Genomic DNA, 22523 nt, shown 5'->3' with positions numbered 1-22523 from the left:
TTCGGCAACAAGTCTAGCTGACCTGCCGCTATGGCAGCGAGATGCAGCCGCCCTCACTCGGCTGCTGCGGCTTCCTGGCGACGTCACCGAACGTGTCGTCTTGTCGATCCATCCGAAGGCCATGCCGGTGATCTTGACCACCGACGAAGAGCGGGACGTGTGGATGCGCGCGCCGTGGGACGAGGCCAAGGCGTTGCAGCGGCCGTTGCAGGATGAGGCGCTCAGGATCGTGATGCGGGGTAAGGATAAGGAAAATCGCGCCGCCGCATAAGCCCCAGCAGTCGCTAAGAAAAAAAAGCGAATTAACCTTTCCTTTAACCATAACCGTTCAGCCTCCTCTCGGGGCAGCTCGATGGAGTAACGGGCTATGTCCGACCGAGCAGCAAAGCCTGATGGGAATTTGCTTTCTGCGTTCGCGTTGATGATTGGTGGCACATTAGGTATCAGCCTGCCGATAACGCTGGTGATCATTTGGATTTGTGCCTAGCGGCCTTCCGACATTGCGCCGCCGCCTTGTTGTCGCTCGTTGCGTGTACGAGCGCAGCTTTCACTGTTGACCTAATCGGCCAAGCCAGCATCATCGACGGCGACACTCTTGAAATCCACGGAGCGCGCATCAGGCTCTGGGGCGTCGACACTCCCGAGAGCAGCCAGCTTTGCCGGGGCGAGCAATCAGGCCACCATCGCAGGCTTCCAAGAGGTGTTGGAGCAGTATGCGAAAGGCCAAGCGATGGTGCTCAAGGCGCTTCGGTCGCTCGATCCCATTTACAGCGAGATAAGCTTTGCGTCGCGACTCGCGGATGTGCCCGCAGCGTGGCGCGAAGACGAAATTGCGAAATATCTCTCCATACGCGGACGGGTCGATAATCGCAGGTGGGACGGGGGGCGATCAGCGATCTCGACTCCATGATCGCCCGGCGGGACCATGGAATTTATTTTTTGAGGAATAGTCCCGATATTCTCGCGCGTCTGCTTAGACGGCAACCCGGCGACTACAGGAAGGACCCAGAAACCGAGCAGGTAATCGAACCGGCACTCCAATTGCTAGAAGAAATTGGCTTCAGGCCATCACGCAAGTTACCGCGCAAGGCTTTCTTTGAAGCCCTGTTTGAGCTGATCGGAATTGAAAAGGGGCGACGCCCAACTATCCGTAGCATCGACGTGATCGCAAGCACGCGGCGCGCACGGACCTAAAGTAGCTGTCGAAATATCGATCCCCGCTTTAGCCAAAGCTGCGGCTCAAAATCGACCTGCCGCTTTACCTGTTACGAAATCTCAACATGGTTCAAGATGAACGCAAAATGCCCAGCAGGGGAGCCGGGCATTTCGCACCGAGACCTTTGTTTTCCAGAACAACAACAGGAGGACCACCGTGCCGAAACACGACTAGCCCGACATCATTCCCGAATCCAAACCTGACCTGGAAGGTACCGAATAATGGCAAAGCGCAACGAACTCTTTCCGAGCAAGTACCTGAAGGCGGCCGATCTGAACGGCCGCGCTCACGTCGTCCTGATCGATCGCGCGCCGACCGAGACTTTCGGTCAGGGCAACGATCAAGAGCAGAAGACCGTCGTCTAGAGATAATGCAAGGAGTTCAGGAGCGACGCCGCCGCACAGCTGACCGACTTGCTGCAATGCTCGGTTGGGCATAATGCCCTGAGCCAATCACCTCGATCTAAACGCGAATTTGCCGCGAGCCTTTTGCTATGCGTCTCGATTGCTGTCCTATTTCCGCGCCGCAATAATTCCCTAATTGGGTGAGCCAATGCGCCCCGTTGGGGGGCAGAGCATGGGGGACAAACACCATGGCTGACAGCGAGAGTTGGAATGAGCGAAGAAATCAGGTAGCTCGCTATCGAGTGATGGCGCAGGAAACCACGGATCCGCTCGCGGCACGTTTGCTCCACGATATCGTTCTGGACTTAGAAGACGAGTTGGAAGGATCGCCGCAAAGCGTCGCGCTTGATGCTGCATGAGCGTATAGCACCGAGCTGGCGGTTAACGTCTCAATCGGCATTTCGCGGCGGCTTTTGCGGGCGATCTGGTGGCGCTGTGGCTTTGCCTTGACCGAATTACCTGCCCCAAGGATCGGCCCTTGGCGTTTGCGCTGCCGCCCGTCAATCATCCTCAGCTTTCCGCGCGGAAACCCATCTTCGCCCCTCATGTGGCGAGCAAGCCTGAGGTTGCGCCCGTTGCAGCGTTGAACCACCACAGCCCTAGTCCAGCTATTCGCGCGAATGTGAATTGATCTGAAGCAATAGGCTTTGTCTGCTTCGACGCGCTGATGCGACGGCGTCGATCCGTAAGGAAATTCTGATGCGCATTCCAGCCTTGGCGATTTGGGCAACGATCGCGGTTTTGACGGTCCCACCAACTCAGGCCCAAACATATGGCGGGAATGCACCGATCTGCCTACAACGTTGGTACTGGGGCGGAGGCGAAACTTTCTACTGCGGCTATAGCTCGATGGCGCAGTGCCGCGCCAATGCATCGGGCCTCTCCGCCACGTGCGTTACCAATCCGTATTTTGCGAACGCACAAGTGCCACGGGAACCAGCCTATAGGCAGCCTCGTCGCGCCTACTAGATCGGACAGGGGCGCGACGACTGGGGTTGAGACGCCGGGCTAAGTCTCCGCTGGAGGTGGCACATAGAGCAGAATGCCCTGTGTGCTAATTACCTCGATTGCAACAAGGTTTCGGCTGATCGAAGGGGCCCATTTTTTCAGTGCTTCGTGTTCAAGCACCAGCGGCTCTTCTCTGTCGATATCGATGATCTGCCTGATGATGACCCGAATGCTGCCGCCATCGTCGTTGCTATGGACTTGAGGCGCACGTCCCCAGCGACGGTCCAGCAGGATACCTGCCGCCGCCACCTGCGCCGCCGCTGGCACGGTCTCTTGGCTGACGATCCCGGCCAACACCTTGATGCATAGCTCGGTGTGCCCCCGCGCCAGCGACCGCAAATCGGTTGGGACTTTCTTTCGCGGCAATGGTTTGCGGGGTAAGCCTACCCCCTCCTGTTGGCTACGTCCGGCGCTGCGCATCTCTAACACAAAAGGCGCGCACCCTCCTGATGGAAGATGCAACGCCCTGCGTTTGTACCGATCGACCTCACAATCGGAGATAATCGTCCATCCAAAAGCGCTCACTTGGGAGGCTGCAAACCGGGCGACCGGAGCCATTCGCTAATGTGAGAACCTGTTTCGGCTTGCCGGGCTCTTCTGAGCAAAGTCTCGCGCACCGCGCCGGGTGGAAGCAACTTGGCTTCCTCGCGCAATCGTTTCGCCTCTCCAGCTAAACGCTCTTCGAGGGGACTGACTTGTGTGAAACGGCGTCGCTGCTTCTGCATGGCGCTGCTCCCTGAAATTGGGCGGGAGCGCAACTGGCGTTCTCATCACCGATAGATGCCATAGGCCACGCGGTGATGAAGACAGTAGATACCCCTTATGTCCGGTTGTCGACATAATTCCTTGAAGAGCTGGGCGAAGTCTTAGGAACCATTTCTCTTGAGCAGTTCGTAGCATTCGCACGACAGCCGTTGCAGGGCATGGCGATCCAGCAGCCTGATTTTCCCACGCGAATAGGCAATGGCCCCCTTCTTTTGCAGGCTGTTTGCGACATCGGTGACGGAAGTGCGGCGCACACCGAGCATCTCGGACAACAGCGCTTGTTTGAGAACAAACTGATCGCTTTCCGCGCGGTCTGCCGTGTGGAGCAGCCATCGGCAGCAGCGTTCCTCGACGCCATGAAACGAATTGCAGGCAGCCGTAATCCTTGTTTGATCCAAGAGAACGTCAGTATTCCTGAGGCATAACTCCGCCATGGGGGTACTCTTCGCAACCAGGTTCCGGAAATAGTCTGCCGAAATTGCCAAGGCGTGAACGGGAAGCTGAGCAACAACGCGAATGCGCGACGTGTGAGGTCCCAGTCCTGCGCGGGCTCCCATCATGCCTTCTCGACCGACGACGCAGGTTTCAGCCGTCCGGCCGTCCCTCAATACAACCAAAAGCGAAAGCATGCCCGAGAGCGGGAAGTAAATCGTCGAGATGCTGTGCTCCTCCTTTTGAACAACATCACCCTGAGCAAGCATCACGAAAGATGATGCGCCGGTTATGGCGTTGAGGTCCTCGATGGGAAGAAGGGCTAAGAGCTTATTGCGAAGAGGGGCATCCACCTGCGCACCTGTAGCCCGATCGGTCGGGGCCGGTCCGCAGGGATTAGAACAACGCTCCGAGGGCGTTTTCCACGGAAGGGATCTGAAACGACAAACTCTGCAAGGCCGATCCGTTCCTCGCCATCTGTGCTTACGCCTAAATTTCCGCTTCGGGTCAATCGCGTCGGTTTGGTTCTCCCGAGACGACTTCCGGTCAGCCTCAGTGAGCGGACATCTTTAGTACCCCTCGCCAGGTCTCAAACGGGCCAGGAGCGGAAGCTGTATCGTCTCGTTCAACCAATCTGTACGATGGTTGGCCAGTGCACTCGCAAGACAGCCTTTCCGCCAGTCGCTGGAATCTCAGACGTATCCCTTTCGACTACACGACCCCCAAGTCGTTCGTAGAAGCGAAGGCCGCCACATTTGCCTCGAACACCCACAGGTGTAAGCCGGAGCTGGAAGCTTTTGCCGAAAGTTCACCGGCGAGAGTACGAAAAAGGTGTTCACCTATCCGACTTGTAGAATTTGCGCTTCTAGAAACTCGCGAACGTCGTGCCGGGCAGGGTATGTAGAAATTCCGATTGCGATCCGAACCAGCGCTCGATTTTGCCTCTGAGCCACGGCGTGCCCTTCTTCGAGCTCCGCAGGCCCCGCGCTCAGAGCGCGCTCAGATCGTCCGGCACGTCGTTGGATATGCGGATGACCTTGGCCTCGGGCCGACCTAATTGTTGCCGGCGGCGCAGGCGTGCCGTCGACGATCGCATACCGCCGGTGCAGCGGCTTAGTGGTGCGTTGACTCCCGACGCCCGACCTTGGGCGGCTCGAGCAGCACTTCCTTCAAGCGGTCGCCGGTGGCGACGACGACAACGAAATTGAGTTTGCCGTCTTGCTTCATCAGTCCGCCAGCGAGCGCTTTTCCCTCCGCCGCTTTCTCTGCGACCCGCACCGCATCCGACAGCTCCTGCTTGATCCACTTCAGGGCAATGACATTGGCGAGATCTTCTCGATGGAGTTCCTTCAATGACGATGCAATCTCGCGCTGCGACACGCTCCCGGTGCTCGCATCTATCACATTTTCGTAGATGTGCTCATTCTTGACCGTGCGCACGCGGTAGACGGGCGGACCGGATATCTCGAAGTTGACGTCAGCAGTCTTTGAGCCGCGGTGCAGGCGCTCGGCGATGGTCATCGCCTGATTTAGCGGCACGCGGGCGGCATTTAATTGCTCGAGCACACGGCGGATGGCCGCTTCGTCGACATTTTCCTGCGCGGCGACGCTTTGCTGTGCCGCGTCAGAAGGGGCCCGGGTGATGTCGGCCATCGCTCCCGTCCCACCCAGGGCGGCGGAGCAAACCATGAGGGCAAGCAACTGCATCTTTGGCATCGGATAAGTCCTGTTGTGTTCTTCAAAACATGGCTGGCGGCTTAGTTCGGCGCCGACGCGTATCGGCAATGGCGGCGCTCGCGGATCGATGAACCGCAGCCACCAAGGCTGTTTCCGAAAGCAGGATGCAGAGTGGGCCGCCGCTTTACGGGCTGTGCTCGGGCGGGTTTGCGCTCTCGCGCCGCGATGTCGCCTGGATTGGCGGTTTCGTCCGCGTGGTCGTGAACGTTAGGCTGCGACTGCGCTAGGCTTTGCCGAATGCGCAGATCAGTCGGCTGCGTCGGACTCTCGTCACTACTTTCGAACGCAATTTCGGGCAACCCCGATGGAGGTTCGGCGATATCGTGCTCGGCGAGCCTCGCGCGCAGTCCAAACCGGCTGGTATCAATGACGGCCGCCTCCGGTCCCTTAGTGTCGGAGTGGATCCGGATCGGCGGCAGCGCAGAATGCGAGTCCGTGAGTGGGCTCGGCGCAGGAGCAGGCAACGTCCAATCGGCTGCCAGAAGCAGCAAGAGCAGCGCGCCTCCAACCCAGTGAAAATAGCCCCGCAGCGGTAGCTCCGGTTCGACGAGGCCGCTCGCACTTCGTGACAGCATGGATTTCCTGCTCACGGTAACTCGATCGTGGACATGGCACGCGACCCTCTCATTGTCAGATGCCCCAGGGCCGCGGATGCCGACGCGCAGGCTGCGCATCGAGATAGCCGCGCTCGTCGATCCATTCGACCGGGCAATAGGCCATCGCCTTCGGTTCGATCATGTGCCCGTCGCGCTTGAGGGCTGTGCGCGTGCCCGTAAGTCCGGTCCAGACTGAATGGCCGGTGGCCGGATCCTGGTGCATGACGTCGAAGACTTCGATCACGTCGAGCATGTCAGAACCTCCACCAGGATTGTCGAGGGGTGCGAGCGAGCGTCCTCCAAGGCATCCGGAGCCTCGCCGGTTCGAAATATCGCAGAGGGGCGGGCTCGCGGTCGGCAAGCTCGCGAAGCCAGGCGAGTGCCGCGACGGTTGCCGTCAGCAGCAGGCTCATGCCTACGAGCGACAAGGCCACCATCAAGTTGAGGGATGCGAGTGCGATCGCGGGCCAGGGATTTTCCCTTGCGAGCGCCAACAACAAGCTTGACATCGTTCCAATCTCTAAATAAACTATACCGTATATTTCGAATACCGCACGGGTCGCGGAGGTGTCAAGCGCAGAGACTCACAAGCGCGTGTTCTCGCTGCTCGGCCCCGGGACTTCGGGCCAGGTCGCGCTGCGCGGGGTATGTTTAAGATGCGAGCAGTGCTCGTCGGTGTGACGCTAGTTTCGGTGGCCAGTGCGGCGTTCGCGGAGGAGGACCGCGGCACGGCCGAGCAGAGGGCCGCCTGCGCGCCTGACGCGTTTCGCCTGTGCATCGGCTACATTCCCGATCCGGTCGGCGTGGAAGCCTGTCTCAGGCAAAGAAGGTCGGACCTGAGCGAAGCTTGCGGAGCCGTCTTCGACCACGCGGGCGCCGCAGCCTCGATCAGAACGATGGAAGCGCGTCGGCATCGCGGCGCAAAAGATGAGGAATGATCGCATGAACACGATCTATTTTCCCGCTTTCGCCGCGTTCGGAGGCTCGGCCTTTGGAGCGATTTCCACGATCGTGACGGGGTGGGCGACCCGCCGTCGGAGGGTCCGCGAACGCCATCATGCTCACGCGTTCGTCAAACGTGAAAAGCTGTATCGATGCTTCATCGAGGAGGCGTCCCGGCTCTATGCGGACGCGCTGACCAGCGACAAATCGGAGATTCCGGCACTGGTGAATTTGTATGCGCTGATCGGGCGCATGCGGATACTGTCCGACGACGAGGTGGTCCATGCCGCGGAGCGGGCGGGACGGCTGATTATCGAGACCTACCTTGCACCGAACACGTCGTTCGTCGACTTGCCGGGATTCCTTGAGGAGATGGATCCGCTGCGTGAATTCGGCGAGGCGTGCCGACGCGAGGTGCAGGCGATTCCGCCGCATTGAGGCCGGAGATGAACCAGACCCAGGCATCCCCGGGCGGATCGCCGTGCCCTCACGAAAGAATCGTGCAGGCCGCTATTCGACTGTACCGGGCCATCGGCTATCGGAAGACGACCGTTGCGGACATCGCCCGCAGCGCCTCGATGTCCCCGGCAAATATCTACCGGTTCTTTCCTTCCCGCCAGGCGGTGGAGGAGGCCGTGGTGGCAGGACTCCTCGCCGAGGTGTGCGCCGATGCGGGAATCGAGGCCCGCAGTGGTGTCTCCGGTGAAAAGCGTCTGGAAGCCGCCTTTTGGAAGATCTCCCAGCGTCATGAACATAGGCTGGCGCACGATACGAGGCTGCACGAACTGGTGGTTGCCGCAGGACAAGCGAATTGGCCGGTCGTCTTGTCCCACGCCGACAGGGTTAGCGGCCTCGTCCGGTCAATCATCGCGGCTGGGCAGGCGAGTGGCGAATTCCGGGCGGGAAGCCCGACGGCGCTGGCCCGCTGCACGTGCGAGGCGATGGGTGCATACCTCGATCCGTCGCCCATGAGAACGATGGCTGGTAGGGCGGCCTTCGAAGAGATGATGAGCTTCTGCTCGGGCGCGCTCCGCAGCGCCGCGCCGGCGCAGGTCGCCGGCCAGCTGCTGCACTACCGCGCGACGTGCCGGGCCTAGCGTCCGGCGGAGGCGCGATTCAAGGCGTCCAATCCGCCTCGCACGCCGACAGGAAAAACCGGACGCGTTCCCGCACGAATGACGGCAACTCCCGTCGCAAGTCTTTCGGCGTTTCCCCCACCAGCGAACGGAAAAGCATCGGGAGCAGGATCAGATCCAGGAAGATCTGAGCGGTGGCGATGCTGCGCTTGCCCGTGAAGGGGCCTTTCGGTGCGCGCGCGACCTTCTGGGTCGTCTCGTTCAGCAGCTGAGAAATGGCGCCGACGGAACGATCCCGCGCGGCGTCGTGGACGTTGCGGCTCAACTCCGGAAAACGCTGCGCTTCCGCGATCGTGGCGCGAACCATCCCCAGCGATTCTTCGATTACCTTCTCCACGATCGCGGTGCCCAGGCTCATGAGCTTGTCCTGAAGGGTGCGGCCCTCCGGCTCGAAGCCTTCGAAATCCGACAGGCCGCTGATGGTCCGGGCCACCACCGCCGCGAACAGCGCCTCCTTGCCTTGGAAATGCGCATAGATCGTCGGCTTGCTCGCAGGGGCCAGCTCGGAGATGTCGTCGATGCTGGCGCTGCGATAGCCCTTGTCGAGAAAAAGCTGCTGGGCCGCATCGAGGATCCGGGCCTGGACGTCGCCGGCGAATTCCTTCGGCGGCCGGCCCCGTTTCGGGGTGGTCTTCTTCGTCATCGACGGTCTCCCAATCACGAGTCTGTGCGTACGCAGATGGCACTTGACACAGGCGGCGGGGAAAGGCAAGGAAAAGAAAATATACAGTATAGTTTAATTAACGCTTGCGGCGCCTTTTGGGTGATCGGGGCCGCAAGAGTCTGCGCGTTGCCGCCGATCATAATATCCACTTCAGGAGAACGCAGTGCCGGTTTTGAGCCAAGATTCGCATCGTCTACCAGAAGGCATCTTGTTGCGGGAATCGCACCACAGGGTCGCGGACGGCGTCGCCTCGGCGATCGATCTGGTCTCGGCTGCGATCATCCGGGCTGAAGGGGCTGAAGCGAAGGCCGCCTTGAGCGATGTGGCCTCGCTGCTGCACGGACATGCCGAAGTGCATCGGATGCTCGCGCAGACTCAAGGCGAAGCCCTGGTCGATGCTGCAGCGCACGTCCATAAATTGGGCTGCGCGATGCGCCGATCCCGACTGGACAGCATGAAGATCCGGCTGATCTTCGACACTGAGTGCGTGCCCCTTCAGTCGGAGCGGTGCTGGCGGCTTGGTCTGATCGTCCATGACCTGATCGCGACGGCGGCCAAACACGCCTGTTTCGATGCACGTGCCGGTGAGATCAAGGTCAAGCTGACCCGCCGCGGGGCGCTGGTGAACTGCATCGTGCTGGACAACGGGTCGCGTTCGGTGCGGTCGGATTCCGGACGGCGGGTTCGGATCGGCAACGACCTAGCCGGGGGCCTGGGCGGTCGAATCGAGCAGGGTTTCGGCAGCGAGTTCACGTCCGTCGTTCTCTCGTTTCCGCTGACCGAGCGCGAACGGCAGACAAATTGGGGGATGGCGACGCGCCGCATGAGGCTGACGCGGCCCCTTAAGGCCAAGGCTGCCGACGTCGCGCCTCTTTGCTCGCCTGCCGCCGTCTCGCACCAAGCCAATCATCCCGTTGCAGCCAAGCCGGACCCGAAACCGTCCGATGCCTTGGGTCAGCTGTTCTCACCCTCCAACCGCATGGTCGCGCTATGAAACCTCCCTGTCCGAAATCCGTCCGTGCCAAGCGCTTGATGAAGCAGATCGGCGGACTGACGTTCGCGCTCGTCGCAGCCGCGCTCGCCGGCTGCGACGATCACGCGGCCGCTCCCGCCGCGCGCGCCGCGTTCGTACGCACGGAAATCGTGCAGCCGAAGGATCGGCAAGCCTCGATCACCTTGACGGGGGAGGTCCAGCCTCGCTTCCGCGCCGATCTGTCGTTCCGTGTCAGTGGACGTGTGATCGCGCGCTTCGTCGAAGTCGGGACCCACGTCCAGGCGGGCGAAGTGCTGGCCCTTCTTGACCCCGCCGAGCAGGAGGCTGATGTCGATGCCGCGACGGCCGCTGTGCTCGCTGCCGAAGCCCAGCTGCGTGTGGCGAAGGCGACTTTTGAGCGCCAGAAGTCCTTGATCGCAAGCGGCTTCACCACGCGCACGGCCTACGACCAGGCGCAGGAAGGATTGCGAACCGCTGAAGGCGCGCTTGAATCGGCGCGAGCGTTGCTGGGGACGTCGAAAGACGCCCTCGGCTACACCGCGCTGCGGGCCGAAGCGGACGGCGTCGTTACCGCGCGCAACCTGGAAACCGGTCAAGTCGTACAGGCTGCGCAGCCGGTCTTTTCGTTGGCGCAAGATGGCGAACGGGATGCGGTGTTCGATGTCTACGAGTCGATGTTCCTTGGGAATGCCGACGGCGGCGACGTTTCGTTGAGGCTCGTGGCCGATTCGGGCGTGACCGCGAGCGGCCAGGTTCGAGAGGTCTCTCCGGCCGTCGATCCGAGGAGTTCGACCATTCGGGTGAAGGTGGCGATAAAGGCCCCGCCCGCCACGATGTCGCTTGGAAGCGCCGTCGCGGGAATGGTGAAAGTAAGGGCCGAGCGGCAGATCGCTTTGCCATGGAGCGCCTTGATGGCGGCGGGCACTAGGCCTGCGGTCTGGACCGTCGATCCGGCGACGCGGATCGCCTCCCTGAAGCCGGTGATCGTCGGTGGCTACGAGGCAGGCGAAGTGTTGATCAAGGCGGGTCTCGAGCCGGGCGAGCGAGTGGTGGTGGACGGTGGCAAGCTCCTGAGCGTGGGCCAGCCCGTGACTTACGAAGGAGATCCCTCATGACGAGCCCCGTGACTATGGCGGGCGCGCTTGCATGCGCGCTTGCGCTTGCCGGATGTCAGCAGGAAGCGAAGGCGCCTGAGCCCTTGCGTCCCGTCCAATCGGTGCTTCTCGAAGCCGACCATTCCGACGATGCGGCCGCGGTGGGCGTTATCGAGCCCCGCTACAAGACCAATCTCAGCTTCCGCGTGCTGGGACGCCTGACGACGCGTCCCGTCTACGTCGGTGATCTCGTGAAGGAAGGTCAGACGATCGGCATCATTGACTCGACGGCCCTCGAGCTCGCCGTTCGCGCGGCCAAAGGGCAGCTTGCCAAGGCCGAGGCCCAGTTCGCGACGGTTCGAGCGACGGAGGAACGGCAGCGGACGCTCATCACCACCGACGCGACCACGAAGCAGACTCTGGACAATGCCGAGCAGGCGCGTGCGGGCGGCGAAGCAACGGTAGCTCACGAGCAGGCAAATCTGACCAAAGCGATCGAGCAGCTCGGCTATTCGCAGATCAATGCCGACTTCGCCGGCGTGGTCACCGCTATCGGGGCGGAAGTCGGCCAGGTAGTGTCCCCTGGCCAAACCGTGGTGACGATCGCAAGGCCGGACGTTCGCGAGGCAGTCGTCGATATCGGCGAGGACTTTCCGCTGCCGCCGGAGGTCGGACTGCCATTCACGGTCACCCTGCAGCTTCTCCCCGCTGTCCAGGTGCAAGGGACCGTCCGGGAGATTGCGCCCCAAGCCGATCCGGTCACCCGATTGCGGCGCATCCGCATTGCCCTCGACAATCCGCCTGACAGCTTTCGGCTCGGCGCGACCGTGACCGCCAAGCTCGACAGGGCTCAACCCCGAACCCTGCACGTGCCTGCCTCGGCCCTGCTCGCCAAGGAGGGCGGAAATTTCGTCTGGGTCGTCGATCAGACCGCCGATACCGCCTCGCTGCAAAAGGTCGATGTCGTTGCCGATCCAACCGGTCTCCGCGTCGTCGGGGGTCTTGCCCCCGGCGCCCGCGTCGTTACCGCCGGAATCCACAGCCTCAAGCAAGGACAGCAAGTCCGCATCGAACAGGATCAGAAGCCATGAAGTCGTTCAACCTCTCCGACTGGGCGCTCGGCCATCGTTCGCTCGTCTGGTATTTCATGATCGCCTTCATGGCGGCAGGCCTGTTTGCGTACCTTCAGCTGGGCCGGCAGGAAGACCCCGACTTCACCATCAAAACCATGGTGATCAAGGCGCAGTGGCCGGGTGCCTCGCCCGCGGAAATGACGCGGCAGGTCACCGACAGGATCGAGAAGAAGCTGGAAGAGCTGGAATCGCTCGACTACACCAAGAGCGTCACTGTTGCGGGCCAGACCACCGTCTTCGTCTATCTGCGCGACACCACCAAGGCTGGCGACGTGAAGCCAACCTGGATTCGGGTCCGCAACATGATCGCGGACATCAGGGGCGAGTTTCCGCAAGGGGTGATCGGGCCCGGCTTCAACGACCGCTTCGGCGATGTGTTCGGCAACATCTACGCCTTCACCAGCGACGGCTTGAGCCAGCGTCAGCTGCGCGATCACGTCGAAGACATCCGCGCCAAGGTGCTGACCGTGCCGGACGTCGGCAAGGTCGACATTCTCGGTGCGCAGGACGAGGTGATTTATCTCGAATTCTCCACCCGCAAGATCGCGGCCCTCGGCCTCGACGTCCACGCCATCATGGCCTCGCTGCAGGGGCAGAACGCGGTCGCGCCCTCCGGTGTGTTCCAGGAGGGGTCGGAGCGGATCAGCGTGCGGGTGAACGGCCAGTTCACCTCGGAGGCAAGCCTGAAGGCGGTCAACCTCCGCATCAACGATCGTTTTTTTCCGTTAACTGATGTTGCGACCATCACGCGGGGCTATGAGGATCCGGCCAAGACGTTGTTCAGGTACAACGGCGAGCCTGCGATCGCGCTTGCCATCGGCATGAAGTCCGGCGCGAACCTGCTTCACTTCGGCGAGGAGCTGAAGGAGGAAATGACCAAGATCATCGCCGACCTGCCGATCGGCGTCGGCGTTCATCAGGTCGCCGATCAGCCCGTCATTGTCGAGCATGCCGTCTCCGGCTTCACGGAAGCGTTGTTCGAGGCCGTGATCATCGTGCTCGGCATCAGCTTTCTCAGCCTCGGCTTGCGCGCAGGCCTGGTGGTCGCCGTCGCGATTCCGCTGGTGCTCGCCATCACCTTCGTCGTGATGGCCTACGCCGGGATCTCGCTCCAGCGAATCTCGCTGGGCGCCTTGATCATTGCGCTGGGCCTGCTCGTCGACGATGCCATGATCGCCGTCGAAATGATGGTGGCGCGGCTTGAGATCGGCGAGCCCCTGGAGAAGGCCGCGACCCACGTCTATACGTCGACCGCGTTTCCGATGCTGACGGGCACGCTGGTCACGGTGGCCGGGTTCATCCCGATCGGGCTCAACAGCAGCAATGCCGGTGAGTTCACCTTCACGCTGTTCGTGGTGATCGCCGTCTCCCTGATCGTGTCCTGGATCGTCGCGGTGCTGTTCACGCCGCTTCTCGGCGTCACGATCCTGCCCGCCAAAATGAAGGGCCATCATGGCGAGAAGGGCCGCGTGGCGCAGTTGTTTGCGCGTCTGCTTCTGTTCTGCATGCATCATCGCTGGATGACCATCTCGGTGACGGTCGCCGCCTTCCTGGTCGCTTTGTTCGGTCTTCAATTCGTGCAGCAACAGTTCTTCCCGTCCTCGGACCGCGCCGAGCTCGTGATCGATTGGAATTTGCCGCAGAACGCCTCCATCGCCGATACCAACGCGCAGATGGCGCGGTTCGAGCGCGAACAGCTTCAGGACAACCATTCGGTCGATCACTGGTCGACCTATGTCGGCACCGGCTCGCCGCGTTTCGTCCTGTCTTTCGACGTGCAGACGGCCAACACCTGGTTCGGCCAGATGGTGGTCGTGACCAAGGGCGGCATCAAGGCGCGCGACCAGGTCAAGGCGCAGTTCGAGGGCTACCTGAAGAAGACGTTCCCCGGCACCGACACCTACGTCAAGTTGCTCGAGGTCGGTCCTCCGGTCGGGCGTCCTGTTCAGTACCGCTTGAGCGGGCCTGACATCGCCAAGCTGCGAGATCTTTCGCAGAAGCTTGCCGCAATCGTCCGGAGCAGCCCCGATTTGGGCAACGTCGTCTTCGACTGGATGGAGCCGGCGCGCGTCGTCAAGGTCGACGTTCTCCAGGACAAGGCGCGTCAACTCGGCGTGACCTCGGAGGACATCGCCACCACCTTGAATTCCGTGCTCGAGGGCACGGCTATTACCCAGGTGCGCGACAGCATCTACCTGGTCAATGTCACGGGACGGGCGACTGCGGCGGAACGAGCGTCCATCAATACTCTGCGCGATCTGCAGTTGACGGGCGTCGGTGGTCAGTCCGTCCCCCTCGGGGCCGTGGCCAATCTGCGTTACGAGCTTGAGCAGCCGACGATCTGGCGGCGCGCGCGGATCCCGACCATCACGTTGAAGGCGGGCATCGTCGGCAGCGCGCAGCCCAAGACGGTGGTCGATCAGCTCGCGCCGAAGGTGGTCGAGTTCACCAAGGAGCTGCCGGCGGGCTACTCCGTTAATACCGGCGGCTCGGTGGAGGAGAGCGCCAAGAGCCAGGCGCCGATCGTGGCCATCGTTCCGCTCATGCTGTTCGTCATGGCGACGGTGCTGATGATCCAGCTGCAGAGCTTCCATCGCTTGTTCCTGGTGTTTGCGGTCGCCCCGCTCGCCGTGATCGGCGTTGTCATGGCGCTGTTGCCGAGCGGAGCGCCCCTCGGCTTCGTCGCCATCCTCGGCGTTCTCGCCCTGATCGGCATCCTGGTCCGAAACTCGGTGATCCTGATCGTGCAGATCGAGGACCTCAGGAAGGAGGGGCGTCCGGCCTGGAACGCCGTGGTGGAGGCGACTGAGCATCGCATGCGGCCGATTCTGCTGACGGCCGCCGCCGCAAGTCTCGCCCTGATTCCGATCGCGCGCGAGATCTTCTGGGGCCCGATGGCCTACGCCATGATGGGCGGCATCATCGTAGGCACTCTGCTGACGCTGTTGTTCCTGCCGGCGCTTTATGTGGCCTGGTTCCGCATTCAGCCTGATCTCGACCACGAAACCTCGGCGGAGGAGCCTGCCGTGCCTGCGCACGACACCCAGCGTCCGGACGCGCCGATGCCTGAACACGTCTCCGCCTCCAAGCCGACGCCCGTCCTCGAAACACAGTCTTGAGAGAGAAAACACCATGACACGAAAGACACTGATGCTGTCGCTCACAACGACTCTCGCAACAATGACGCTGTCGTCACACGCCGCATTCGCGCAGTTTCCACCGCCGCCTCCGATGGCGGGACCTCCGCCGATTGCAGCCCGTGGTCCGCCTCCGGTGGCAGCCGGTGGTCCTCCAGCCTTTGCGGCTCGTCCTCCGATAGGACTTGGCGGTGCGCCGCGTGCCGGCCTCGCTGGCTCGGTTCCTCGTCTCGGTGCCGGACCTGCGGCGCGCGGCGACCTGGCGGGGGCCGGGCGGGGCGGACCGGCGGTAGCGAACGTCACTCGCTCCGCGTCGGTCACCTACGGCCGCTTCGGCGGCTACGGTCGCTACGATGGATCGAGGTACGGCTATCGCGGTGCGTATGCGGCGAGCGCCTACGCAGGAGCCGCTGCGGGCTATGCCTATGGACGCGGCTACTCGTCCGATGGCGACTGCTACTACACCTACACTCGCCACCGCCGCGTTCTGGTCTGCGACTGACAATCACGAAAGTCCGTCCTTTGGCGTTGCGTCGGCCTGCCGAACAGATCGGCGTGGCTGACGACTCCATAGCGGGGACACATCAGCTGCAGCACGCGCATGTGAACGCAATCGTCTTGACCATTTAATAAACTATACAGTATAGTTCATTAAATGATCGGCCTTACGGGCTCGGCCGGCCGAACAGGCGCTGGCTTGAACAACCGCAAATCAAGGGCACAGAACCATGAACTTTCAGCCTCGACCAAACCTCGCGACCGCCGACCGGCGTCTGCCGTTCGATTGCATCGCCCTGCTGTTGCAGGGCGGCGGCGCCTTGGGGGCCTACCAGGGAGGCGTCTACGAGGCCTTGGCCGACGCCGACATCCATCCAGACTGGATCGCCGGCATTTCGATCGGGGCGATCAATGCCGCAATCATCGCCGGCAATCCGCCAAACGCCCGGGTTGACCGGCTTCGCGAGTTTTGGACACAGGTGACGCTGGACGCACCGTTCACCGATCTAATGAACGGCGATCACACTCGCAATTTTCTCAATCAGGTGAATGCGGGCTTTGCGGCGGTATTCGGCGCGAACGGATTTTTTTCCGCGCGGCCGTTCGCGCCGTGGCTGCAAGCGGGTAGAACGCTTGCCGCCACCAGCATCTACGACACGAGCGCGCTGAAGACGACACTGGAGCGCCTCGTCGATTTCGATCGCATCAACTCCGGTATGACGCGGTTCAGCGCAGGGGCCGTGAACGTGAGGACCGGCAATCTGGTCTATTTTGACACTGCCACCCATACGATCCGGCCCGAGCATATTCTGGCGAGTGGGGCGCTGCCGCCGGGGTTTCCGGCGGTCGAAATCGATGGTGAACAGTATTGGGATGGCGGCCTCGTATCCAACACTCCATTGCAGTGGGTGATCGAGTGTGGCGCACGTCAGGACACGCTCGTGTTTCAGGTCGATCTCTGGAGTGCGCGCGGCCAGATCCCGGGCAACATGGCGGAAGTCATCACTCGTCAGAAGGAGATCCAATACTCCAGTCGCACGCGGGCGAGCACGGACCAATTCAAGAGCCTGCACCGGTTGCAGCGAGATTTGGCGGCCCTCTTGAGCAGGCTCCCGGAAGACCTGCGCGAGCAGGAGGACGTCAAGCTGCTCAGGACCGTTGCCTCTAACAACGTGCACAGCCTCGTCCACCTGATCTATCGCGCGCGGGACTACGAAGGCCACTCCAAGGACTACGAGTTTTCCCGTCTGTCGATGCAGGATCATTGGCGCGCCGGCTATCACGATGCCTTACGCACCCTTCGGCATCCCGAGGTGCTGGCCCGCCCGACGACTGCGGACGGCGTCTCCACGTTCGATCTTGAGCAGGACGGTCGCGAATAGGCCAGCCGGCTCTTCCCAGTCACAGGAGAATTCAAATGCGCGAGAATGAAGTCGTGAGGCGTGCGTTCGCCATGCCGCTGGCAAATCCAGCATATCCGCCGGGACCTTATCGTTTCGTCGACCGCGAATACCTGATCATCACCTATCGGACCGATCCGGCGAAGCTGCGATCGGTTGTCCCGGCTCCGCTTGAACTCGATGAACGCGAAGCGCTGGTCAAGTACGAATTCATCCGCATGCCGGATTCCAATGGTTTCGGCGACTATACCGAGAGCGGCCAGGTCATCCCGGTGTCGTTCCGGGGTCGCAGGGGCGGCTACACCCACTGCATGTTCCTGAACGATGAGGGACCGATCGCGGGCGGCCGAGAGCTCTGGGGCTTTCCGAAAAAGCTCGGCCAGCCGACGTTGCGGACCGAGCTCGATACGCTCATCGGCACACTCGATTACGGTCCGTTGCGCGTAGCAACCGGCACGATGGGATACAAGCACCGCGAAGCCGACCTGGCGCACGTCAAGGCCGCTCTGCAGGAGCCGAACTTCCTTCTCAAGATCATTCCGCACGTCGACGGCACTCCGCGGATCTGCGAACTCGTCGAATATCACCTCGAGCAACTTGTCCTGAAGGGGGCGTGGACCGGACCCGCCGCTCTCTCCTTGACGCCTCACGCCCTCGCTCCCGTGTCCGATTTGCCTGTGCTCGAGATCGTCTCCGCGGTTCACATCCGTGCAGATCTTACGCTGGGATTGGGCAAGGTCGTTCACGACTATCTGCAGCAGCCGATCCGACGCCCGGTCGGGAGCTACGAGAGCGCCCTCGTCACCTGATGGACGGCCTCGATGGGCTGCCTAGAGGCCCGGAAACATCGCGGCGACGAGCCGCAGCACGCTCACAGATCAAACAAGGAAGGGCCAAATGAGTATTCTGAAAGGTAAAGTCGCAGTCGTGACCGGCTCCACCAGCGGCATCGGTCTCGGATATGCTCGTGCTTTCGCAGGCGCCGGGGCCAACGTCGTGCTCAATGGAATGGGTGCGCCGGCCCATGTCGAGAACGAGCGCTCTGCGATCGAGAGGGATTTTGGCGTAAAGGCGGTCTATTCGCCTGCGGACATGGCCAGCCCGGACCAAATCGCCGAGCTCATCACGCTGGGGGAAAGCACCTTCGGCAGCGTCGATGTCCTCGTGAACAATGCCGGCGTCCAGCACGTCGCCCCTGTCGAGGAGTTTCCGGTCGACAAGTGGAATGCGATCATCGGGATCAACCTGTCCTCCGCGTTCCATGCCATCCGTGCAGCCGTGCCCGGTATGAAGAAGTGCGGTTGGGGTCGGATCATCACCACGGCCTCGGCACATTCGGTGGTCGCTTCTCCCTTCAAGTCGGCCTACGTCGCGGCCAAGCACGGCATCGTGGGACTCACCAAGACGGTGGCGCTGGAGCTCGCCCGGTCAAAAATCACCTGCAAATGCATCAGCCCCGGATACGTCTGGACGCCGCTGGTGGAGAAGCAGATCCCGAACACGATGGTGGCACGCAACATGAGGAGGGATCAGGTGATCAGCGAGGTCCCGCTCGCGGCTCAGCCGACCGAGGAATTCGTCAGGGTAGAACAGGTAGCTTCGCTGGCGCTATTCCTATGCAGCCAGGACGCCGCCCAGATCACCGGCGCCAACCTCTCTATCGACGGCGGCTGGACGGCCGCTTAGAGCCCGCCCAAATAACGAAGTGCCTTCTGAAACGTGCGATCAAAGAAGATGGTCGACGAATGACTGCGCTAGACCAAGAGAATGCGACAATGCCCAACGCCTACGACTGACTTACAGAGCATCAACCAATACATCTGGAGAGAAGATCATGAACAAGCGACTGATCGCGAATGTCATCGGCTGTGCCTGCCTTATCCTGGCGACGGCCGCCGAAGCCCGGACCTCTTACGACGGTCCCTGGGATCTCGTCTTCGTTACACAACGCGGAAGCTGCGATCCGACCTACAATTTTTCCGTGAACATAAACGACGGCGTAGTGACACACCCCAATCTCGTGAAGTTTAGAGGATACGTGGGACGATCGGGTGCAGTTCACGCGGCGGTTAGTGTCCACGACAAATACGCATCGGGGGCGGGAAGGCTGACGCGCAGCGCCGGCCGCGGTATCTGGAGTGGCCACGCAGCAGGCGGGCGCTGCTCGGGGTATTGGACCGCGCAACGAAACGGGTAGGAAGCAAGGTCGGGATTTAGCCGCCCTGGCGGCGGCCCCGTCAAAGCCCTCGCGTCAGCGACAGGTCCCCCTTTGGCAGGGCGTCGGCATCGGTCACCGCGCATCCGTGTCGCTCCCTGGACGAACCTTCCGCCCCCTCGGTCGTTCTGGCTCGTTAGTACGGGACAGGGATTCAGAATTGGCATGGCGGCGGATTGTCCACCTGTTCCACCGGACTATGCATAGGCCCAAACGACCCTTCCTCGGCGGTCCGCCTCGTCGAGCCAATGTTCTTTGCGGATTCGGGGTATCGGCACATCACTTCCGAGGGGCAGTTTACGGCAGAGCTCGTTCAAGGGTCTCAGGCGGAAGTAGGTTCGTCGGCCTCCTTGATCTGGGCCGGCGTTTTCATCGTGCTCTTCGTCGGAGACCTGGGCCAGGCGGGCTCGCTCGCGGCCGGGGAGACGACGCGCGGCTGTTCGGAAAGTTCCATCGAGGGCGCCTCTTGCAGGGAGCACTGCGCCATCCATATACCATCCATTCAGATGGCAAGTGGATGGCAAAAAGAATGCCTTCGAATGTTCAAGAACTGAGGCCGAAGCCTCCGGAATCCGAAAAGATCACCATCAATCTCGGCTTCGTCGACCTGGGCCACGTCGATCTGATGGTGAAGGACGGGTTCTATTCGAACCGCACGGATTTCATCCGGACGGCGATCCGCAATCAGCTTGAGCGTCACGCCGACGTGGTCAAGCAATCTACCGCCCGCAAAGGCTTGGATCTCGGCCTCCGGAATTACACGCGCGCGGACCTCGAAGCGGCGCAGCGAGCCGGCGAGATGCTGAACATCAATGTGCTTGGCCTTGCCAGCATCGCGAAGGACGTCACGGCCGAACTCGCCCGCGCCACTATCGGCTCGGTTTCCGTGCTCGGAGCCCTCCATGCCACCCCCGCGGTCAAGGCCGCTCTCGCCGACAGAACGAGGTGAACGATGCTGAATCAAGACATAGTCCGCGAAGCAACCCGCCTCACGCGTGCCGGCCAATTGGTCGAGGCCACCGCGCTACTGCAGCGCATGCTCCAAGGCGGTAGCGCTCCAAGACCGGAGTCTCGCGGCGCCTCTCAGGCTCGGCAACCGCGGCTCGATCCGCTTACTATCGACGCCACGGCCGACGTTGTCGAGGAGCGGGAAGTTCCGCAGACTGCGCCGGCCCGCTCTGCTCAGGGACGCAGACGCTCCTTACCGCTCGACGGCATGCGGGATTATTCCGGGATCGGAAGTCCGATTAGGCGCGCCCCGCCGTCTCCAGCGGCGGCACCCGGATGAACTTCCTGGCGGAAGAGCAGAATTGCTTCGTGGTCTATCCTGAGCAGCCGAGCGGAGCCAACCAGTCGAAGTGCTGGAACTGGTTTCGCACGGGCGACCAGCGCCGCGGCGGGGGCGAGCCCTCGATGATCGCCGGCATTACCCGCCAGATCATGCGCGACCATGCGATCGATCCGAAAGCGCGTATACGTCGCGGGTCTGTCGGCCGGCGGGGCCGCCGCCGCCATCATGGGCGCAACGTATAGCGACCTGTACGCGGCCGTCGGTATTCATTCAGGCCTCGCGTGTGGAGCCGCAAGCGATCTTCCCTCCGCGTTCGTCGCCATGCGAAGGGAGGCGGCTCCAAGGCAATTGCGGACGGCAAAACTTCTGTGCCGACCATCGTTTTCCATGGCGATCGCGGCACTACGGTGCATCCAAAGAATGGCGATCAGATTATCGAGCAGTCCGCCAGGGCAACGAGGCCGATGACGAAGGTAATTCGCGGACGCGTACCCCACGGCCATGCCTATACTCGCACCGTCCTGATCGACGGGGCCGGTCGGGCGATTTCCGAACACTGGAACATCGATGGCGCCGGACACGCGTGGTCAGGCGGCAGCCCCGCCGGGTCCTACACTGATCCGCAAGGGCCGGATGCGACGAGGGAAATGCTGCGCTTCTTCCTCGAGCATTCGCTCGGTGGGTAGTCTGGCTTCACAGGGCGCTCAGGTCGTCCTCGAGCACATCGCCGAGTTTCCGGATCAGCTTGTGTCGCCGAAGCCGGCCTCTATCCGCCAGCGCGGGGCGCGACGGGAGAGAAACAGGTCGCATAGATCACCGGGCGATTGGGATCCTCCTCTCGGCAACGTTCGGCGATCTGCCATCCGTCGATGCCTCCGGGCAGCTTGACGTCCGTGATGAGAACGTCGGCGACCCGCCGCCCGTAACACGCCAACGCCTCTTCGCCGTCAGCCACATGGATGACCTCGTACTCTTCCTCTCGCAAAGCCTCCACCACGAAGGTTCGCTTCAAGGAAGTCTCGCGAAAATCAAGGCATGAACGCTTGTGTAGTCGCCGCAACTTAAAGCGGTCTTTGGAGAGCACACGAGCGGAGGGCTGATTGTTCTCAGACTGACGCCGTTGAGCATAGGTCGGGAAGATCGCCAGTTAGACGTTTGTTGGTTGGAGTTGCGACCTAAAATCATCGTCGACATCGCAGAACGTGCGATTGATCTCAGTTCATGCGGAACTCCAACAATGCACGGGTTTGGAACGCCACGTCACAAAGCCTGTTGTCCTTTCAGAAATGACCGTTGTGGTCGCCACCCATTTTCTTGGAGCGTCAGATGAGCAAACGCAAACCGGCGACAGCGCCAAAACGCGCCCGCAATCCGAAAATGGCCGCGCGGGCCCAACGGAACAAGCAGAACATTGTTAGAAGCCCGAAAGTGAATTTACTTCGCTCTGTTGCGGCAGTCTCGATTGAACCGCCTCCTGAGCTTCATGATCCTAAACACGAGGTTCCAATCATTGAGCCTCGGGTGGATGCCTTACCAGATGACCTCAGCCAGAGAATGACGGATAGCGATCCAACGAAAGGCTTTGCTTTAGCGACGGCAAACATGCAGGCGTATCAAGCGAAGCTTCTTGAGATTGCCGAGGCCAACGCGCAATTTGCTTTTGAATTCGGCCTGAGACTTGCGACGATCAGGTCACTAACTGAATTTTTCGGCGTCATTACGGAGTTTACAAGCAGACGGGTCGATATGTTCGGCCAGCAGTCGAAACAATTGGCGGCATATCCGTTCTGGCGCATCAAGCGCCCCCGAGAGCTCACGGCTCTGCCGGGACGATAACTGCAGGCCGTACCCGCTGCGGCAA

General features: G+C 61.6%; 24 protein-coding genes and 3 pseudogenes. 20 read left to right on the top strand and 7 right to left on the bottom strand.

Translation table 11 applies throughout. The features are described 5' to 3' along the window. Positions 1–68: 68 nt before the first annotated feature. The 6 genes and pseudogenes from AC5ZFO_RS37525 to AC5ZFO_RS37500 all read left to right on the top strand — a co-directional run. Positions 69–271, top strand: a pseudogene (locus tag AC5ZFO_RS37525) (SOS response-associated peptidase); the annotation flags it as partial. Between the two features lie 242 nt (positions 272–513). Continuing rightward, a pseudogene (locus AC5ZFO_RS37520) lies at positions 514–670 on the top strand (thermonuclease family protein); the annotation flags it as partial. A 236-nt stretch (positions 671–906) separates the two neighbouring features. Next, a complete protein-coding gene (locus tag AC5ZFO_RS37515) occupies positions 907–1194 on the top strand; it encodes a hypothetical protein (protein WP_496123436.1) in 288 nt (95 codons plus the stop codon). 243 nt (positions 1195–1437) lie between these two features. Further along, positions 1438–1581 (top strand): hypothetical protein, encoded by a 144-nt coding sequence (locus tag AC5ZFO_RS37510; protein WP_496123435.1) that lies wholly within the window; start codon positions 1438–1440, stop codon positions 1579–1581. Positions 1582–1808: 227 nt separating this feature from the next. Further along, a complete protein-coding gene (locus AC5ZFO_RS37505; protein ID WP_354265764.1) occupies positions 1809–1979 on the top strand; it encodes a hypothetical protein in 171 nt (56 codons plus the stop codon). A gap of 340 nt (positions 1980–2319) precedes the next feature. After that, on the top strand, positions 2320–2589 hold the full coding sequence (locus AC5ZFO_RS37500; RefSeq protein WP_354265765.1) for a DUF3551 domain-containing protein: 270 nt from the start codon (positions 2320–2322) through the stop codon (positions 2587–2589). A gap of 39 nt (positions 2590–2628) precedes the next feature. On the opposite strand, the gene AC5ZFO_RS37495 is transcribed toward AC5ZFO_RS37500, so the two are convergent. From AC5ZFO_RS37495 to AC5ZFO_RS37475, 5 genes are all read right to left on the bottom strand, one after another. Beyond that, a complete protein-coding gene (locus AC5ZFO_RS37495) occupies positions 2629–2922 on the bottom strand; it encodes a hypothetical protein (RefSeq protein WP_496123434.1) in 294 nt (97 codons plus the stop codon). A gap of 572 nt (positions 2923–3494) precedes the next feature. Then, the gene (locus tag AC5ZFO_RS37490; RefSeq protein ID WP_496123433.1) at positions 3495–4178 is read right to left on the bottom strand and encodes a Crp/Fnr family transcriptional regulator; all 684 of its coding nucleotides are present in this window, start codon (positions 4176–4178) and stop codon (positions 3495–3497) included. A 760-nt stretch (positions 4179–4938) separates the two neighbouring features. After that, the gene (locus AC5ZFO_RS37485; RefSeq protein WP_496123432.1) at positions 4939–5478 is read right to left on the bottom strand and encodes a PepSY domain-containing protein; all 540 of its coding nucleotides are present in this window, start codon (positions 5476–5478) and stop codon (positions 4939–4941) included. Between the two features lie 104 nt (positions 5479–5582). Next, the gene (locus AC5ZFO_RS37480; RefSeq protein ID WP_496123431.1) at positions 5583–6152 is read right to left on the bottom strand and encodes a hypothetical protein; all 570 of its coding nucleotides are present in this window, start codon (positions 6150–6152) and stop codon (positions 5583–5585) included. A 40-nt stretch (positions 6153–6192) separates the two neighbouring features. Next, entirely contained in the window at positions 6193–6411 is a 219-nt protein-coding gene (locus AC5ZFO_RS37475) for a hypothetical protein (protein WP_496123430.1), read from the bottom strand. A gap of 403 nt (positions 6412–6814) precedes the next feature. Between AC5ZFO_RS37475 and AC5ZFO_RS37470 the strand changes: the two genes are divergently transcribed. The 3 genes from AC5ZFO_RS37470 to AC5ZFO_RS37460 are packed head-to-tail and all read left to right on the top strand — an operon-like array spanning position 6815 to position 8197. Beyond that, positions 6815–7096, top strand: coding sequence for a hypothetical protein (locus AC5ZFO_RS37470; RefSeq protein ID WP_496123429.1), 282 nt, complete (start codon positions 6815–6817; stop codon positions 7094–7096). Between the two features lie 4 nt (positions 7097–7100). Continuing rightward, complete coding sequence (locus AC5ZFO_RS37465) at positions 7101–7538, top strand: hypothetical protein (protein WP_245289054.1); 438 nt, start codon at positions 7101–7103, stop codon at positions 7536–7538. A gap of 8 nt (positions 7539–7546) precedes the next feature. Further along, complete coding sequence (locus AC5ZFO_RS37460) at positions 7547–8197, top strand: TetR/AcrR family transcriptional regulator (protein ID WP_496123428.1); 651 nt, start codon at positions 7547–7549, stop codon at positions 8195–8197. Between the two features lie 19 nt (positions 8198–8216). Here the strand turns inward: AC5ZFO_RS37460 and AC5ZFO_RS37455 are convergent, their stop codons facing one another. Then, positions 8217–8879, bottom strand: a complete 663-nt coding sequence (locus AC5ZFO_RS37455) for a TetR/AcrR family transcriptional regulator (protein ID WP_183259297.1) — start codon at positions 8877–8879, stop codon at positions 8217–8219. A 184-nt stretch (positions 8880–9063) separates the two neighbouring features. Here AC5ZFO_RS37455 and AC5ZFO_RS37450 point away from each other — a divergent pair, with 184 nt between their 5' ends. The 10 genes and pseudogenes from AC5ZFO_RS37450 (at position 9064) to AC5ZFO_RS37405 (ending at position 21348) form a co-directional block, all read left to right on the top strand. After that, the gene (locus AC5ZFO_RS37450) at positions 9064–9894 is read left to right on the top strand and encodes a sensor histidine kinase family protein (protein ID WP_496123427.1); all 831 of its coding nucleotides are present in this window, start codon (positions 9064–9066) and stop codon (positions 9892–9894) included. Positions 9895–9932: 38 nt separating this feature from the next. Beyond that, positions 9933–11009 (top strand): efflux RND transporter periplasmic adaptor subunit, encoded by a 1077-nt coding sequence (locus AC5ZFO_RS37445; protein ID WP_496123426.1) that lies wholly within the window; start codon positions 9933–9935, stop codon positions 11007–11009. Continuing rightward, positions 11006–12079, top strand: coding sequence for an efflux RND transporter periplasmic adaptor subunit (locus AC5ZFO_RS37440; RefSeq protein WP_496123425.1), 1074 nt, complete (start codon positions 11006–11008; stop codon positions 12077–12079). The genes AC5ZFO_RS37445 and AC5ZFO_RS37440 overlap by 4 nt, the downstream gene beginning before the upstream one ends. Next, positions 12076–15240: an efflux RND transporter permease subunit gene (locus AC5ZFO_RS37435; protein WP_496123424.1), complete on the top strand. Its 3165-nt coding sequence runs from the start codon at positions 12076–12078 to the stop codon at positions 15238–15240. The genes AC5ZFO_RS37440 and AC5ZFO_RS37435 overlap by 4 nt, the downstream gene beginning before the upstream one ends. 13 nt (positions 15241–15253) lie before the next feature. Further along, a complete protein-coding gene (locus AC5ZFO_RS37430; RefSeq protein ID WP_496123423.1) occupies positions 15254–15760 on the top strand; it encodes a hypothetical protein in 507 nt (168 codons plus the stop codon). 226 nt (positions 15761–15986) lie between these two features. Further along, on the top strand, positions 15987–17138 hold the full coding sequence (locus AC5ZFO_RS37425; protein ID WP_496123422.1) for a DUF3734 domain-containing protein: 1152 nt from the start codon (positions 15987–15989) through the stop codon (positions 17136–17138). 35 nt (positions 17139–17173) lie between these two features. Beyond that, complete coding sequence (locus AC5ZFO_RS37420) at positions 17174–17965, top strand: acetoacetate decarboxylase (RefSeq protein ID WP_496123421.1); 792 nt, start codon at positions 17174–17176, stop codon at positions 17963–17965. 88 nt (positions 17966–18053) lie between these two features. Then, positions 18054–18842: a 3-hydroxybutyrate dehydrogenase gene (locus AC5ZFO_RS37415; RefSeq protein WP_496123420.1), complete on the top strand. Its 789-nt coding sequence runs from the start codon at positions 18054–18056 to the stop codon at positions 18840–18842. A 1058-nt stretch (positions 18843–19900) separates the two neighbouring features. Beyond that, complete coding sequence (locus AC5ZFO_RS37410; protein ID WP_496123439.1) at positions 19901–20320, top strand: CopG family transcriptional regulator; 420 nt, start codon at positions 19901–19903, stop codon at positions 20318–20320. A gap of 3 nt (positions 20321–20323) precedes the next feature. After that, a pseudogene (locus tag AC5ZFO_RS37405) lies at positions 20324–21348 on the top strand (extracellular catalytic domain type 1 short-chain-length polyhydroxyalkanoate depolymerase). An 80-nt stretch (positions 21349–21428) separates the two neighbouring features. Here the strand turns inward: AC5ZFO_RS37405 and AC5ZFO_RS37400 are convergent. Continuing rightward, positions 21429–21674, bottom strand: a complete 246-nt coding sequence (locus AC5ZFO_RS37400; RefSeq protein WP_496123419.1) for a response regulator — start codon at positions 21672–21674, stop codon at positions 21429–21431. A 314-nt stretch (positions 21675–21988) separates the two neighbouring features. Here AC5ZFO_RS37400 and AC5ZFO_RS37395 point away from each other — a divergent pair, with 314 nt between their 5' ends. Next, complete coding sequence (locus tag AC5ZFO_RS37395) at positions 21989–22498, top strand: phasin family protein (protein WP_496123418.1); 510 nt, start codon at positions 21989–21991, stop codon at positions 22496–22498. Positions 22499–22523 lie beyond the last annotated feature (25 nt).

Source organism: Bradyrhizobium sp. Unk1 (genome assembly GCF_059512345.1).
Note: the sequence above shows the minus strand (reverse complement) of the source record. Positions and strands in the feature narration are given on the sequence as shown.